This window comes from Streptomyces sp. SD31 (assembly GCF_052068475.1).
Classification (GTDB): Bacteria; Actinomycetota; Actinomycetes; order Streptomycetales; family Streptomycetaceae; genus Streptomyces.
Genome location: NZ_JBQHCX010000029.1, coordinates 11,883 through 26,321, shown reverse-complemented (window position 1 = coordinate 26,321; position 14,439 = coordinate 11,883). Strand labels below are relative to the sequence as shown.

The window sequence follows — 14,439 nt, the reverse complement described above, 5'->3', positions numbered from 1 at the left end:
GGCGTCCCCCGGATGCAGCAGTCCGTCACCTGTCCGGCGGAGGTCCGCATGCGGGCCGGAGACGGGGGGCGTTGGCTGACCCTGAGGCAGCACGGGCGTTCCCGACCCTCGGCGGCGCAACGGACGTACCGCCAACCGTGCCGCCGGAGGGCATCACATGCGCAACTCATCGCTCTTCCTCCGCTCGGGCCTGACCGTGGCAGCCGCCTCCGCACTTCCGTTCACCCTGGCCGCCGGTCCTGCCGTCGCGGTCTCGGGGATCTCCGTGAGCACCACCGGGTCCACAGTCTCCGTCACGACCAGCGCGTGCACCGACGTCAACGGCAGTTGGGGCACCGCCTCACTGCTCAACAGCAGACAGGCGAACTTCGCCCAGGGACGGCAGGTCTCCCTCTCGGGGACGGTCTCACTCCAGTCGGCGGCCTGGGCGGGCGTGAGCCCGGGCACGTACACCGTGATCGTCGTGTGCTCCAACGGCTCGACGGCGGGCACCCAGTCGGTCATCGTCTCGGCCCCCAGGGTCTCCGCCACGGCCTCGCCCTCGCCCTCGCGTGGTGTCATGGGCGGCGTGGGCGGTGGCAGCAAGGACTACGGCACGCTGACGCTGGTGGCGGGCGGCGCCCTGGTGGGCACTGGTGTCCTGGCCACGGCGGCCTGGGCCATGCGTCGCCGTTCGAAGCCCTACCGGCTCTGAATGCCGTATCGGTTCCGCCAGCCGTACCCCTACGAACGCCGTACCGGTCCTGAAGGCCCTCGACTCACGCCGTCTCGTGGCCTGGCAGCTCCGCGAACTCCTCCAGGGCGCGTGTGAGCCACTGCGTCCAGAAGGTCTCCAGATCGATGCCGGCGCGCAGCACCAGGTGCCGCAACCGGTCCTGCGAACTGTCCTTGCCGGGCGGGAAGTCGCGCTTCTCGATCTCCTCGTACTCGGCCAACTGCCGCTGGTGCAGATCGAGATGGCGCCGCAGGTCGGCCTCGATGCCCTCGGTCCCCACGACGGCCGCGGCCCGCATCCGCAGCAGCAGGGTGTCGCGGTGGGGCTTCGGGTCCTGGGACGCGGCGGTCCAGCGGGCCAGTTCGGCGCGGCCCGCGGGCAGGACCTCGTAGCTCTTCTTCTGCCCGCGGGCCGGCTGTTCGCTCGGCAGGGTGCGGATGAAGCCCTCGGCCTCCAGTTTTCCCAGCTCGCGATAGATCTGCTGATGCGTCGCCGACCAGAAGTACCCGATCGACTTGTCGAACCGGCGGGTCAGGTCCAGCCCTGATGACGGCCTTTCGAGCAGGGCGGTGAGGATCGCGTGCGGGAGTGACATGGGCTCATCCTAGGGACGCGCTCGGCCGCCCCTACAGGCTCGCCGCCAGCTCCGTGCCCTGCTTGATGGCGCGCTTGGCGTCCAGTTCGGCGGCCACGTCGGCCCCGCCGATGAGGTGCGCGCTGTGGCCCGCGGCGAGCAGTGCCTCATACAGGTCGCGACGTGGCTCCTGCCCGGTGCACAGCACGATGGTGTCGACCTCCAGCACCGTGCTCTCCTCGCCGATGGTGACATGCAGTCCGGCGTCGTCGATACGGTCGTAGCGCACGCCCGGGACCATGGTGACGCCGCGGTGCTTGAGCTCGGTGCGGTGGATCCAGCCGGTGGTCTTGCCGAGGCCCGCGCCGACCTTGGTGGGCTTGCGCTGGAGGAGGTGGACGGTGCGGGGCGGGGCGGGGCGTTCGGGGGCGGCGAGGCCGCCGGGGCCCGTGTAGTCCATGTCGACGCCCCACTGGCGGAAGTACGTCTCCGGGTTCTCGCTGGCCTTGTCGCCGCCGTCGGTGAGGAACTCGGCGACGTCGAAGCCGATGCCGCCCGCGCCGAGGACGGCGACGCGGTCGCCGACGGGGGCGCCGTCGCGCAGGACGTCGAGGTAGCCGACGACGCTCGGGTGGTCGACGCCGGGGATGTCCGGGGTGCGCGGGGAGACGCCGGTGGCGACCACGACCTCGTCGTAGGCGGCGAGGTCCTCGGCCGACACCCAGGTGTTCAGCCGGACGTCCACGCCCTGCCAGTCGAGCTGGTGGCGGAAGTAGCGCAGGGTCTCGTCGAACTCCTGCTTGCCGGGGACCTTGCGGGCGACGTTCAGCTGGCCGCCGATCTCGCTCGCGGCGTCGAACAGGGTGACGTCGTGGCCGCGTTCGGCCGCGCTCACGGCACAGGCCAGCCCGGCGGGCCCCGCGCCGACGACCGCGACGCGCTTGCGCAGCCGGGTCGGGGACAGGGTCAGCTCGGTCTCGTGGCAGGCACGGGGGTTGACCAGGCAGGATGTGATCTTGCCGCTGAAGGTGTGGTCGAGGCAGGCCTGGTTGCAGCCGATGCAGGTGTTGATGGCCTCCGGCTTCCCGGCGGCGGCCTTGGCGACGAAGTCGGGGTCGGCGAGCATCGGTCGGGCCATCGACACCATGTCCGCACAGCCGTCGGCGAGCAACTCCTCGGCCAGCTCGGGGGTGTTGATGCGGTTGGTGGTGACGAGCGGGACGGACACCTCGCCCATCAGCCGCTTCGTGACCCAGGTGTACGCGCCGCGCGGCACCGAGGTGGCGATGGTCGGGATGCGCGCCTCGTGCCAGCCGATGCCGGTGTTGATGATCGTCGCTCCGGCGGCCTCGACGGCCTTGGCGAGCGTGATCACCTCGTCGAGCGTGGAGCCGCCGGGGACGAGGTCCAGCATGGACAGCCGGTAGACGATGATGAAGTCCTCGCCGACGGCCTCACGCACCCGCCGGACGATCTCCACCGGGAAGCGCATCCGGTTCTCGTACGAGCCGCCCCAGCGGTCGGTGCGCCGGTTGGTCTGCGTGGCGATGAACTCGTTGATCAGGTAGCCCTCGGAGCCCATGATCTCCACGCCGTCGTATCCCGCCTTCCGGGCGAGGCGGGCGGCGCGGGCGTAGTCGTCGATGGTTCGCTCGACGTCGGCGTCGGTGAGTTCGCGGGGCGGGAAGGGGCTGATCGGAGCCTGGAGCGGGCTCGGGGCGACGAGGTCCTGGTGGTAGGCGTACCGGCCGAAGTGCAGGATCTGCATCGCGATCCGGCCGCCCTCGCGGTGCACGGCCTCGGTGATGACCCGGTGCTGCTCGGCCTCCGCCTCGGTGGTGAGCTTGGCGCCGCCCTCGTACGGCCGGCCCTCGTCATTGGGCGCGATGCCGCCGGTGACGATGAGCCCCACTCCCCCGCGCGCCCGCTCGGCGTAGAAGGCCGCCATGCGTTCGAAGCCGCGCTCGGCCTCCTCCAGGCCCACGTGCATGGAGCCCATGAGGACGCGGTTGGGCAGCGTGGTGAAGCCCAGGTCGAGCGGGCTCAGCAGGTGGGGGTAACGGCTCATCGGGGCCTCCATGCGCGGTTTCGTGCCTCTGTAGTTGTAGAGGACCGCGAGATGTTTATGCAACTAGTTGCACAACCGCGGAGGGGTGACACGGACCACGCCGGGGCACAGTGGGCCCATGACCGCACACGCCGACGTGATCGACCTCGCCCAGCGGCTGATCCGCTGCCCCAGCCGCGCCGGGATCGACGACCACGGCCCCGTCCTCGGCGTCCTGGAGGACTGGCTCGCCCGGCGTGAGCTGCCGTATCGCCGCCTCTACGGCGACACGGGGGACACCGTCGGTCTGCTGATCGAGATCGCGGGCGGCCGGCCCGGCCGCTGGTGGGCGCTGGACGCCTGTGTCGACACCGCGCCCTACGGCGACGAGGGCGCCTGGTCGTTCGCACCGGACTCCGGCGAGGTCGTCGACGGCCGACTGCGCGGTAGGGGCGCCGCGGATTCCAAGCTCGCCGCGGCGCTGTTCTGCGGCATCGCCGCCGAGCTGCACGGCGTGGCCGACGCCCTGCACGGCGGGCTCGCGGTGCTCCTCGACGCCGACGAGCACACGGGCGGCTTCGGCGGCGCCCGCGCCTACCTGGCCGACCCGGAGGCGGTGCGCCCGGCCGGGGTGATGATCGGCTACCCGGGGCTCGACGAGGTCGTGGTGGGTGGTCGGGGCCTGTGGCGGGCCGTGATCGCGGTGCACGCGGCCTCGGGCCACTCGGGGTCCCGACGCCCGGCACCGGGTGCCGTCTCCCGCGCGGCACACCTCGTACGGCTCCTGGAGGAAGCCGAACTCCCGGGCGGGAACGGGGATTTCGCCCTGCTTCCGAAGCTGACGGGGTCCGGCGGGGAGTTCCCCCTGCCGCCGAAGCTGACGGTGACCTCCTGCCACGGCGGTCAGGGCTTCTCGGTCGTGCCCGACCTGTGCGAGCTGGGCGTCGACATCCGCACCACTCCGGCCTTCGACGCCGACGCCGCCGAGCAGCTGGTGCGTGCGGCGGTGGGCGAGCTGGACGTGCGGGTGCCCGCACCGCGGCCGACCACCATCACCCCGGTGGCCACCTGGCCGCCGTATCGACTGGTGAAGGATCAGCAGCCCGCCGCGGCGCTGCTGGATGCCGCTGCCCGGGAGGGCTTGGCCGTTCGGCCGAAGACCGCCGGTCCGTCGAACATCGGCAATCTGCTGGCGGGTGAGGGCATCCCGGCGACCGCCGGCTTCGGCGTGCGGTACGAGGGGCTGCACGGGGTGGACGAGCAGGCCTGTCTGGCGGACCTGCCCGTCGTCCACGCCGTCTACCGGCGTGCCGTGCTCAGCCTGCTGGGCTCGCCCTGACCCAGCTCCGCATCGCTCGGCTCCTCATGCGCGGCGGCTCTCCAGCACGACGTGCAGCTCCCGCTCCTGGTCGCCGGAGGCCGAGGACAGGTCGTGCACCGTGAACAGGGAATCCAGCGTCGTACGGAGCCGTTCGATGGCCCAGTAGCCGCCCTGCGCGTCGGCCTCGACGGACGACGACAGCCGGGCGGGAGGCGGGCACTCGTGCGTGTCCGTCACCTCGAACGTGCCGAGCCACACCATGGGCCGCGTCTCGTGGAGCTGCTGCGGCACGTCCTCGGGGCCCCGGTCGGACTCGAAGCACGTGCACAGCGTGTCGAAGACGATCCGGGCGTCCTCCTTGCTGCATCCGCTGATCTCGACGGAGACGGGCTCCTCGTGCTGTCGTTCACGGTTCATCGTGATCGCTCCTCTCGTGGCCGCGCCGCGGTACCACGGGTTGCCCGCGGAAGCGGACCCCAACCCCAAGAAAAGCACCACAGTCCGCGGAGCACTACCGGCGCAGCCGCACCGTCCGCGGCCCACGGGCGCCCTCAGCCGCGCGTGAACCGGTACGTCACGCTGTCCGTCAGCACGCAGAAGCCCGGCGAGAGGACGATCACGCGCAGGGTGCCGGTACGGCGGTCGTAGTCGATGCCCTCCGTCTCGAACTCCCCGGAGCAGGAGCTGCGCAGCGGGAGCCGGCGCAGGGCCGTGACATGGCCGGTGACGTCGGAGGTGCCCGGCTCGGCGGAGAGGTCGATCTGCAGCAGCGGCTTGGTCATGCCGAAGAGGGTCCCCGCCGGGTCGTCGGAGGAGCACAGGAGGGTGGTGGCGTCGAGGAAGTCGCAGCCCTGAATGTCGCGTACGGCGTGGTCCAGCCGGATGCTGGAGGTCCAGGGGAGGTTCACCGACGGTGATGTGGCGGGGTTGACGCCGGGTGTCGGGTGGACCAGCAGACGGGTCATGGTGCCCCACTCGCCGGAGACCATCCACTGGCCGCCGGGCGAGACGGCGGCGAAGGAGTTGTTCAGCGCCTCCCCGGGGCCGAGCGTGTGCACGTACTCCGACCAGGTCCCGTCCGGCGCCTGCACCCGGAACATCTTCGCGCTGCCCGAGTCCGCCTGGTACGGCTCGATGTAGTAGCCGCTGTAGGAGGCGTCGGGGTCACCCACATGGTTCCAGCCACGGCTGCTGACCGAGGTGGGGATGGTGCCGATGCCCGTGTAGCGGTTGGGGCTGTTCGCCGGGACCTCCACGGAGGTCAGGCCCTGGCTCTCGGTCAGCGGGTCGGCGCGGTCCGAGCCCACCTCGGTCCAGGTGTCGGCGGCCTGCGCGGGCGTCGCCGTGGACAGTACGGCAGCGCAGGTGAGGGCGACGAGGCCGGTGAGGGCGGCGTGACAACGTTGCCGGGCACGCAGGGCCATGGGAGCGACTCCTTGGGGGGGCGGGGGCGTGTCGGCGGACAGTTTCGCGGGCTCGCGTGGTCATGTACAGACCAAGCAGGCGAACGTGTGCTGTCTGATCGGCCACACCCCCGTGCCCTCGTGATGTCTTCGGCGGACGTTCGCCGTCGTGTTGAGGGATGGTGGAGGTGGACGACCAGAGGGGGCCCGAAGACGGTTGAACGCGGTAGAACAAGGGGAGTCGGCACGGGGGAACGGCGTGCCGCGTGAATGGGCGAAGGCGGTGCGTGGGATGTCTGCAGCCGAACGTCCCGTGGCCGAGGGCGACGAGCCGGTGCGCGGGCCGGTGGGGCCGAGCGGGCTGCTCGACGTGCTGGGCGTGGCCTCGGTGGTGCTGGACACCGAGGGGCGCATCGTGCTGTGGAGCCCCCAGGCCGAGGAGCTGTTCGGCTATCCGGCGCAGGAGGCGCTGGGCGAGTTCGCCGCCCGGATCATGGTCCACGAGCAGCACCTGGATCTGGTCGTGAAGCTGTTCGCCGACGTCATGGAGACCGGCAAGGGCTGGGCCGGGGCCTTCCCGATCCGGCGCAAGGACGGCAGCACCCGTCTGGTGGAGTTCCGCAACATGCGGCTCCTGGACGACCAGGGGGACGTGTACGCGCTGGGCCTGTGCGCCGACCAGTCGACGGTCCGCCGGGTGGAGCGGGATGTCGCGTTGTCGACCCGGACCATCGCGCAGGCTCCGGTCGGCCTCGCCGTCCTCGACACCGAACTGCGGTACGTCTCGGTCAACGAGGCGCTGGCGCTGCTCAACGGCATCCCCGCCGGGGACCACATCGGCCACACGCCGCGCGAGCTGCTGCCGGACATCGACGCCGACGCCATCGAGGGGGCGCTGCGTGAGGTGCTGCGGACCGGTGAACCGCTCATCAACCAGCGCATCACGGGCCGGACCCCCGCCGACCCGGACCAGGAGCACTTCTGGTCCATCTCGCTCTACCGGCTGGAGGACACGGCGGGGACCGTGCTCGGCGTCGCCGGGATGGCCGTGGACATCACCGAGCAGCATCAGGCCGCCGTCGAGGCCGAGACGGCACGGCGGCGCCTGGCGCTCATCGCCGACGCCTCCGCGCGGATCGGCACCACGCTGGACCTGGACCGCACCGCGCGCGAGCTGGCCGATGTCGCCGTGCCGGAACTCGCCGACGTGGCCGCCGTGGATCTGCTGGAAGCCGTGGTCGAGGGCAGACGCAGCAACCTCGGTCCCGCGGAGTCCGCGGTGATCCGCGCACTCGCCGTCCGGGCGGGGCACGACACGGAGGCTCTCGACGCCGCGGACCAGCCCGGCCAGGTCGCCCGCTACGGCCCGGACCGCCTCGTCACCGAGTGCGTGCGCACCGCCAACCCGGTCATGCTGGCGCAGGTCGAGGAGAAGGACCTGCCGCGCATCGCCCGCTCCCCCGAGGCCGCCGTCCATCTGGGCCGCGCGGGCGTGCACTCCTATCTGGCGGTGCCGCTGATCGCGCGCGGCGAGGTGCTCGGCGCCCTGGACCTCAAACGCACCCGCAATCCGCTGCCGTTCAGCGAGGACGACCTGCTGCTCGCCCGTGAGCTGGCGGCCCGCGCCGCCGTGCAGATCGACAACGCCCGCTGGTACCAGAATGCCCGCGACACCGCCCTCACCCTGCAGCGCAGCCTGCTGCCCAGCCATCCGCCGGTGACCGGCGGCCTGGAGGTCGCGTCCCGCTACCAGCCCGCGGGCGCCAGCGCCGAGGTCGGCGGCGACTGGTTCGACGTGATCCCACTGGACGGCGGCAAGACCGCGCTCGTCGTGGGCGACGTGATGGGCAGCGGCATCGACGCCGCCACGACCATGGGCCGGCTGCGCACCGCCACGCACACGCTGGCCTCCCTCGACCTGGAACCGACCCTGCTCCTGGAGCACCTCGACAAGATCACCGAGGGACTCGACCACTCCATCGCCACCTGCGTCTACGCCGTTTACGACCCGCGGCTGCGGCAGTGCCGGATCGCCAACGCCGGGCACTTGCCGCCCGCCCGCGTACGTCACGGCCACCCCCCGGAACTCCTCGAACTGCCCACCGGGGTCCCGCTGGGCGTCGGCGGCGTCGCCTTCTCGACGACGACCGTCGCCCTCGAACCCGGCGACCAGCTGGTGTTCTACACCGACGGCCTCGTCGAGACCCGGCAACACCCGCTGGACGAACGCCTCGACGCCCTCCTCGAACTCCTCGACGACCCCGACCGCCCCCTGGAGGAGTGCTGCGACCTCCTCCTGCGCACCCTGCACCGACCCGACAACTCCGACGACGTGGCGCTGCTCATCGCGCGTGTGCTGCCGCCGAGTTGACGGCTGCGACGCCGACGCCGAGGAGAGGGGCGGGGTCGGGCGCCGGCGCGGTCACAGCAAGGCATGGCACGGGGAATGCCGTGTTCGGCGTCGGGATCACCGTCCCCGGACGGGCCCGGCGGTCGGCACGGCCGCGGCAGGTGGTTCGGCCTCAGCGGAGGCGGCGTGCACGGCGAGACGACCGTCAAGGACGCCGACAGTGACGAGTGGGTCGCACGGATCTGGCAGCGCTGCACCATCGGGCTCCGGCGCCGCCGACCTCAAGAAGGGCAAGGAGCAGGCGCCGGGCGAGTGGCGGGGCAAGTTCCCCGGGCCCCGCCACGGGGACCGGCATGGTTCCGGCCTCTCGGAAAGCCCTTCGAGGATCGTTGCGACGGCCTGATCCGGTCCGTCGGCCCGGCTAGTTGAGGCCGACCACGACCGTCGCGTACAGCTCCTCGGAGGCGACCAGACGCGCCGACAATCCACTACTGGTGAAGGTCTCCAGGGCTGTCGGCGCCTGGCGTTCACTCGTCTCGACCAGCACACAGCCGCCGGGTGCCAGCCATCGGGTCGCCTCGGCCGCGACGCGGCGCAGGACGTCCAGCCCGTCCGGGCCGCCGTCCAGCGCGACCCGCGGCTCGTGATCACGCGCCTCCGCGGGCAGGAGACCGACCTCGCCGGTGGGTACGTACGGCACGTTCGCCGCGAGGATGCCGACACGGCCGCGCAAGCTGTCGGGCAGCGCCTCGAAGAGGTCGCCCGCGTGCACCTGACCGTCGAAGGCGGCCACATTGCGGCGCGCGCAGCGCACCGCCGCCGGGTCGATGTCGGCGGCGTGCAGCTCGATCTTGCCGAGCGCGACGGCCAGTGCCGCGCCCACCGCGCCCGAACCGCAGCACAGGTCCACGACGACGGACGCGTCGGGGGCATGGGCGAGGGCCTGGTCGACCAGGAACTCGGTACGGCGGCGGGGTACGAAGACACCCGGCTCGACGACGATGCGCAGGCCGCGGAACTCGGCCCAGCCGACGACGAGTTCCAGGGGCAGGCCGGTGACGCGACGGTCCACCATGGCCGCCAGCTCGCCCGAGGTGCGGGCGTTGGCCAGGATCAACCGGGCCTCGTCCTCGGCGAAGACACAGCCGGCGGCACGCAGCGCGGTCACCACGGCGTCGCGCGAGAGCGGCGCGGGGGGCGAGGACGAGGAAGAGGAGAGAGAAGGCATGGAAGCCGAGAACCTTTCGGAAGCCGAAGGGTGCTCTCGCGGTCGCCTACGGGCGGTGATCCGCGCCGATCCGAGGTGGGAGCACCCGACCTGACACAGCGGTAATGGGTCTCACCTCCTGGGCTCCGCAGGGCCGGGACTGCCCCGACCGAACGGCAACCCTACCCCAACGATCACCGACGCCCCCGCGCATCGACGAAGGTCGACCAGGGCACGTACGGTTGAATGGCAAACGTACTGATCACGCTCGACCCACGGGCCGTCGCCCACGGCGGCGACCTGGAGGCACCACCCGTATGAACGTCACCAGAGGCTTCACCGGGCGCCCACGCGTCCCGAACGCCGCACTGCCGCCCGGCCAGTACGACGCCGGCGACGACTGGCCCGTCCTGTCCGCGGAGGTCACCCCCGAGCTGACGCCCGCCGACTGGTCCTTCCGCGTCGACGGCCTGGTCGAGGAACCGCGCAGCTGGAGCTGGGAGCAGGCACATGAACTGCCGGCGTCGGTGTACGAGGGCGACATCCACTGTGTGACGAGCTGGTCGAAGTTCGGGGTCCGGTTCGGTGGCGTCTCGCTGGACGCCTTCCTCAATGTGGTCCGGCCCCATGTGTCCGCCACCCATGCCGTCGCCTATTCGCACACGGGGTACACCACCAACCTGCCGCTCGCCGACCTGACCGGTGGGCGGGCGTGGATCGCCTGGGAGTTCGACGGGGAGCCGCTCGCCCCGGAACACGGTGGCCCGGCACGGCTGCTGGTGCCGCACCTGTACTTCTGGAAGAGCGCCAAGTGGATCGCGGGCCTGCGGATCCTCGACCACGACGAGCCGGGCTTCTGGGAGCAGAACGGCTACCACGCCCGCGGCAACCCCTGGGAGGAGCAGAGGTACTCCGGTGACTGAGGTGACTGTGACCGGGACGTTCACTCCCCCGACCCGTTTCGCCGTGCCCGGGCGGATCGCCGTCAGCAACCGGACCGCCGCTCTGTGGCAGACCGCCACGATCACCCAGATCCGCCGCGAGACCCCGCACGCCGCCACCTTCCGTCTCGCGGTGCCCGCCTGGGCGGGCCATCTGCCGGGCCAGCACCTGATGCTGCGGCTGACCGCCGAGGACGGCTATGCGGCCCAGCGCCACTACTCGATCGCGTCCGCGCCGGGTGACACCGGGCACATCGAGCTGACTCTGGACCATGTCGAGGGCGGTGAGGTGTCCGGCTGGTTCCACACGGTCGCAAAGCCCGGTGACACGGTGGAGGTGCGCGGCCCGCTCAGCGGCTTCTTCGCCTGGCCCGGGGACCGGCCCGCGCTGCTGGTCGGCGCCGGCTCCGGCGTCGTACCGCTGATGTCGATGGTGCGGCACCACAAGGCGCGGGGCCTGGACGTGCCGCTGCGGCTGCTGGTGTCCGCGCGCAGTCCCGAGGAGCTGATCTACGCGCGGGAGTACGGTGCGGAGACGACGCCCGTGTACACACGGAGCGCGCCGGAGGGTGTGCGCGTGGGACGTATGACCGCCGCACATGTGGCGCCACTCCTGGCCGAGCAGCCTCCCGGTGGGTGGGAGGCCTATGTGTGCGGCTCCAACGGATTTGCCGAGCATGCCTCCCGGCTGCTCGTCGCGGCAGGTCAGCCCGTGCACCGCATCCGGATCGAGCGGTTCGGCTGATCGGCGGTCCGGCATCGGCCGCGGTCGGTCCGGGATCGTCAGGAACGATGTCCGGTGTACGGGGTACCTGGACGCCATGCGATACCGGGTGCGTGGCCGACGCCTGCGGCACAGTCCGCTGCGACGCCGGTCGGATGTCGTCGAGGCGTGGACATTGGTGGCCGTGGCCGTCCTGCTGCTCGTCGTCGCTCCCCTGGTCGGGATGCTCACGGCCTGGTGGGCCCATGACGACGCCCGGGCCACCGCCCGGGAGCAGCGTGCCGAACGCCGTCACATCCGGGCCGAGGTCGTCGGCAGGACCTCCGACGCGCTCCCCGTGGCACAGGACGGGCGACGTCCGTCCGCGAGGACGACGGTCCGCTGGACGGAGCCGGACGGCGGTCCGCGTACGGCCACGGCGCGCGTCCCGGCGAGCACACGCAACGGCGACACGGTCGACGTGTGGCTGGACTCCCGGGGCCGGAGTGTGGCTCCTCCCGCGGACAGCACGGCGGTCTGGCAGCACACCATCATCATCGGCGTCTGCGCGACGGGCGGCGCGGTCGCCGTGATCCTCTCCGTCCACGCGCTCGTACGCCATGCCGCGATGCGTCGTCGCCTGGCCGAATGGGATCAGGAGTGGGCCCGGACGGAGCCGGAGTGGACGGGCCGCCGGGCATGACCGGCGCCGACGGCGCTACCCGTTCTGCTGCATACGGTGTGCGATCCGGTCGTGCGCCCGCAGGGCGTCCGCCAGCCCGGTCAAGCGGGGCTCCCCACGGTCGACCAGGATCCGGCCGGCGACCACCGTGGTCCATGCCCGGGCCGGCCCGCAGCGCAGCCAGGCCTCCACGGGGTCGCTGACCGCGCCGGCGAGCGAGACGGCGTGCAGATCCCAGACGACCAGGTCGGCGCAGGCCCCGGGCCGCAGGTGGCCCAGTTCGTCGTCCCGGCCCAGACAGCGCGCCGAGCCGCGGGTGGCGATGTCGAGGGCGTCGCGGGCGGTCATCGCGCCGGGGCCGCCGCGATAGCGGCCCAGCAGCAGGGCAGCCCTGGTCTCCATCCAGAGGGAGGCATGGTCCGTGGAGGCGGATCCGTCGCAGCCGATGCCGACAGGCAGGCCCAGTTCGCGCATCTCCTTCACGCGCGCGGTGCCGCCGCCGATGAGCATGTTGGAGCTGGGGCAGTGCGCGACACCGACCCCCGCGGCCGCGAGGCGGCGCAGTTCGGCGTCGTTCGGGTAGATGCAGTGCGCGACCCAGCTGCGGTCGGTCATCCACCCCGTCTCCTCGAAGTACTCGACGGGGCGGCAGCCGTAGGTCTCGAGGCAGTACGTGTCCTCGTCGCGGTCCTCGGCGAGGTGCGTGTGCAGCCGTACGCCGTGGCGCTCGGCGAGTTCGGCGGTCGCGGTCATCAGCGACTTGGTCACCGAGAACGGTGAGCAGGGCGCGAGCGCGACCCGCACCAGCGCGCCCGGTTCGGGGTCGTGGTACGTCCTGATGAGGCGCTCGCTGTCGGCCAGGACCTCGTCCTCGGTCTGGGTGACGCTCCTCGGCGGCAGTCCCCCGTCCTCGACGGAGCGGGTCATCGAGCCCCGGGTGGCGTGGAAGCGGAAGCCGATGTCGCGGGCGGCGCGGATCTCGGCGTCCACGAGGCGCGGGCGGGGATGGACGTAGAGGTGGTCGGACGACGTGGTGCAGCCGCCCATCAGCAGTTCGGCCATGCCGACGTACGCCGACACGTACGCGGCCTCCTCGTCGAGATCCGCCCACAGCGGATAGAGGGTGGTCAGCCAGTCGAACAGGGAGCCGTTCACGGCGGGCGCGTAGGAGCGGGTGAGGTTCTGGTAGATGTGATGGTGCGTGTTGACCAGGCCAGGCGTGACGAGCCGTCCGGCCGCCGAGACGGTGGTGCGGGCCTCGGGCTCGCTCCCGGCCGTACCGACGTCGGTGACCCGACCACCGGTGACAGCCAGCCAGCCGCCCGGGATCTCCCGCTCCCCGTCCACGACCAGCAGTTCGGCATCCCTGACCAGCAGGTCCGCGGCCCGGACCGGAGGATCGACGGCAGACGTCATGACGCCATCGTAGGCGCCGAGCACGCGAAAGATCTGGCCAGTCCTCCGATCACTCACGTACGGTGTGATCATCCGCACTCACTCTCAGCAAAGGCGGTCCTCCATGGCCCTGTTCGACCTTCCGCTCGACGAACTGCGCGAGTACCGCAGCAAGTCCGTCGAACCCGAGGACTTCGACGCGTTCTGGACCAAGACGCTCGATGAGGCCCGTGAGCACCCGCTGGACGCGCGCTTCGAGCCGGTCGACACGGGTCTTTCCACGGTGCAGGTGTACGACGTGACGTTCGCCGGGTTCGGCGGTCACCCGGTGAAGGGCTGGCTGCGGCTGCCCGCCGGGGCCGGCGAACCGCTGCCGCTGGTCGTGGAGTTCATCGGCTACGGCGGCGGGCGCGGCCTGCCGCACGAGAACCTGCTGTGGGCGTCCACGGGCCGGGCGCACTTCATGATGGACACGCGCGGTCAGGGCAGCGCGTGGGGCGCCGGTGGCGGGACGCCGGACCCGGTGGGAGCCGCGCCGGCCTACCCGGGGTTCATGACCCGTGGCATAGACGCGCCCGAGAACTACTACTACCGCCGGGTGTTCACGGACGCGGTCCGTGCCGTGGAGGCCGCCCGCTCACATCCGCTGACCGACGCCTCGCGCACGGTCGCGATCGGTTCGAGCCAGGGCGGCGGCATCACGATCGCCGTGGGCGGCCTGGTGCCGGACCTGACGGCGATCGCGCCGGACGTGCCTTTCCTGTGCGACTACCCGCGGGCGGCGACCATCACGGACCGCCACCCCTACCGCGAGATCGGCCTCTACCTCAAGACGCACCGGGGCCGCACCGAGGACGTCCTGCGCACCCTGTCCTACTTCGACGGCGTCCACTTCGCGGCCCGCGGCCGGTCGCCCGCCCTCTTCTCGGCGGCCCTGGAGGACCAGACCTGCCCGCCCTCCACCGTATACGCGGCCTTCAACGCCTGGGCCCACGACGAGAAGGCCATCGAGGTGTACGACTTCAACGACCACGAGGGCGGCGGCCCGTTCCACGAGGCTGCCAAGCTGGACTGGGTGCGCTCGTACGCCTGAGAGGCCAC

The 14,439-nt window shown here is 71.8% G+C and carries 13 protein-coding genes; 7 read left to right on the top strand and 6 right to left on the bottom strand.

Annotated features, from left to right (window positions below):
• Window positions 1-157 precede the first annotated feature (157 nt).
• Window positions 158-694: a hypothetical protein gene (locus ACTMVF_RS40990; RefSeq protein WP_441276193.1), complete on the top strand. Its 537-nt coding sequence runs from the start codon at window positions 158-160 to the stop codon at window positions 692-694.
• A gap of 64 nt (window positions 695-758) precedes the next feature.
• On the opposite strand, the gene ACTMVF_RS40985 is transcribed toward ACTMVF_RS40990, so the two are convergent.
• Together ACTMVF_RS40985 and ACTMVF_RS40980 are read right to left on the bottom strand one after the other, a co-directional pair.
• Window positions 759-1,310, bottom strand: coding sequence for a PadR family transcriptional regulator (locus tag ACTMVF_RS40985; protein ID WP_441276192.1), 552 nt, complete (start codon window positions 1,308-1,310; stop codon window positions 759-761).
• A gap of 31 nt (window positions 1,311-1,341) precedes the next feature.
• Window positions 1,342-3,357: an FAD-dependent oxidoreductase gene (locus ACTMVF_RS40980; protein WP_441276191.1), complete on the bottom strand. Its 2,016-nt coding sequence runs from the start codon at window positions 3,355-3,357 to the stop codon at window positions 1,342-1,344.
• 118 nt (window positions 3,358-3,475) lie between these two features.
• Here ACTMVF_RS40980 and ACTMVF_RS40975 point away from each other — a divergent pair, with 118 nt between their 5' ends.
• Complete coding sequence (locus ACTMVF_RS40975) at window positions 3,476-4,675, top strand: M20 family metallopeptidase (RefSeq protein WP_441276190.1); 1,200 nt, start codon at window positions 3,476-3,478, stop codon at window positions 4,673-4,675.
• 24 nt (window positions 4,676-4,699) lie between these two features.
• On the opposite strand, the gene ACTMVF_RS40970 is transcribed toward ACTMVF_RS40975, so the two are convergent.
• Together ACTMVF_RS40970 and ACTMVF_RS40965 are read right to left on the bottom strand one after the other, a co-directional pair.
• Window positions 4,700-5,074: a hypothetical protein gene (locus tag ACTMVF_RS40970; protein WP_441276189.1), complete on the bottom strand. Its 375-nt coding sequence runs from the start codon at window positions 5,072-5,074 to the stop codon at window positions 4,700-4,702.
• A gap of 134 nt (window positions 5,075-5,208) precedes the next feature.
• Entirely contained in the window at window positions 5,209-6,081 is an 873-nt protein-coding gene (locus ACTMVF_RS40965) for a hypothetical protein (RefSeq protein WP_441276188.1), read from the bottom strand.
• A gap of 271 nt (window positions 6,082-6,352) precedes the next feature.
• Between ACTMVF_RS40965 and ACTMVF_RS40960 the strand changes: the two genes are divergently transcribed.
• Window positions 6,353-8,431: a SpoIIE family protein phosphatase gene (locus ACTMVF_RS40960; protein WP_441276187.1), complete on the top strand. Its 2,079-nt coding sequence runs from the start codon at window positions 6,353-6,355 to the stop codon at window positions 8,429-8,431.
• 400 nt (window positions 8,432-8,831) lie between these two features.
• Here ACTMVF_RS40960 and ACTMVF_RS40955 read toward each other — a convergent pair whose 3' ends face one another.
• A complete protein-coding gene (locus tag ACTMVF_RS40955; RefSeq protein WP_441276186.1) occupies window positions 8,832-9,638 on the bottom strand; it encodes a putative protein N(5)-glutamine methyltransferase in 807 nt (268 codons plus the stop codon).
• Window positions 9,639-9,934: 296 nt separating this feature from the next.
• Between ACTMVF_RS40955 and ACTMVF_RS40950 the strand changes: the two genes are divergently transcribed.
• From ACTMVF_RS40950 to ACTMVF_RS40940, 3 genes are all read left to right on the top strand, one after another.
• Complete coding sequence (locus tag ACTMVF_RS40950) at window positions 9,935-10,540, top strand: sulfite oxidase-like oxidoreductase (protein WP_441276185.1); 606 nt, start codon at window positions 9,935-9,937, stop codon at window positions 10,538-10,540.
• Window positions 10,541-10,547: 7 nt separating this feature from the next.
• Window positions 10,548-11,303, top strand: a complete 756-nt coding sequence (locus ACTMVF_RS40945) for a ferredoxin reductase (RefSeq protein WP_441276220.1) — start codon at window positions 10,548-10,550, stop codon at window positions 11,301-11,303.
• A gap of 76 nt (window positions 11,304-11,379) precedes the next feature.
• On the top strand, window positions 11,380-11,964 hold the full coding sequence (locus ACTMVF_RS40940; protein WP_441276184.1) for an Rv1733c family protein: 585 nt from the start codon (window positions 11,380-11,382) through the stop codon (window positions 11,962-11,964).
• A 15-nt stretch (window positions 11,965-11,979) separates the two neighbouring features.
• Here the strand turns inward: ACTMVF_RS40940 and ACTMVF_RS40935 are convergent, their stop codons facing one another.
• Window positions 11,980-13,359 (bottom strand): 8-oxoguanine deaminase, encoded by a 1,380-nt coding sequence (locus tag ACTMVF_RS40935; protein ID WP_441276183.1) that lies wholly within the window; start codon window positions 13,357-13,359, stop codon window positions 11,980-11,982.
• A 103-nt stretch (window positions 13,360-13,462) separates the two neighbouring features.
• Here ACTMVF_RS40935 and ACTMVF_RS40930 point away from each other — a divergent pair, with 103 nt between their 5' ends.
• Window positions 13,463-14,431, top strand: a complete 969-nt coding sequence (locus ACTMVF_RS40930) for an acetylxylan esterase (RefSeq protein WP_441276182.1) — start codon at window positions 13,463-13,465, stop codon at window positions 14,429-14,431.
• The last annotated feature ends 8 nt before the right edge of the window (window positions 14,432-14,439 follow it).

Bases quoted from the DNA above. Each gene is read 5' to 3' on its own strand.
- ACTMVF_RS40985 (WP_441276192.1), bottom strand. From the start codon at position 1,310: ATGTCACTCCCGCACGCGATCCTCACCGCCCTGCTCGAAAGGCCGTCA.
- ACTMVF_RS40975 (WP_441276190.1), top strand. From the start codon at position 3,476: ATGACCGCACACGCCGACGTGATCGACCTCGCCCAGCGGCTGATCCGC.
- ACTMVF_RS40990 (WP_441276193.1), top strand. From the start codon at position 158: ATGCGCAACTCATCGCTCTTCCTCCGCTCGGGCCTGACCGTGGCAGCC.
- ACTMVF_RS40955 (WP_441276186.1), bottom strand. From the start codon at position 9,638: ATGCCTTCTCTCTCCTCTTCCTCGTCCTCGCCCCCCGCGCCGCTCTCG.
- ACTMVF_RS40935 (WP_441276183.1), bottom strand. From the start codon at position 13,359: ATGACGTCTGCCGTCGATCCTCCGGTCCGGGCCGCGGACCTGCTGGTC.
- ACTMVF_RS40950 (WP_441276185.1), top strand. From the start codon at position 9,935: ATGAACGTCACCAGAGGCTTCACCGGGCGCCCACGCGTCCCGAACGCC.
- ACTMVF_RS40965 (WP_441276188.1), bottom strand. From the start codon at position 6,081: ATGGCCCTGCGTGCCCGGCAACGTTGTCACGCCGCCCTCACCGGCCTC.
- ACTMVF_RS40970 (WP_441276189.1), bottom strand. From the start codon at position 5,074: ATGAACCGTGAACGACAGCACGAGGAGCCCGTCTCCGTCGAGATCAGC.
- ACTMVF_RS40960 (WP_441276187.1), top strand. From the start codon at position 6,353: ATGTCTGCAGCCGAACGTCCCGTGGCCGAGGGCGACGAGCCGGTGCGC.
- ACTMVF_RS40940 (WP_441276184.1), top strand. From the start codon at position 11,380: ATGCGATACCGGGTGCGTGGCCGACGCCTGCGGCACAGTCCGCTGCGA.
- ACTMVF_RS40930 (WP_441276182.1), top strand. From the start codon at position 13,463: ATGGCCCTGTTCGACCTTCCGCTCGACGAACTGCGCGAGTACCGCAGC.
- ACTMVF_RS40980 (WP_441276191.1), bottom strand. From the start codon at position 3,357: ATGAGCCGTTACCCCCACCTGCTGAGCCCGCTCGACCTGGGCTTCACC.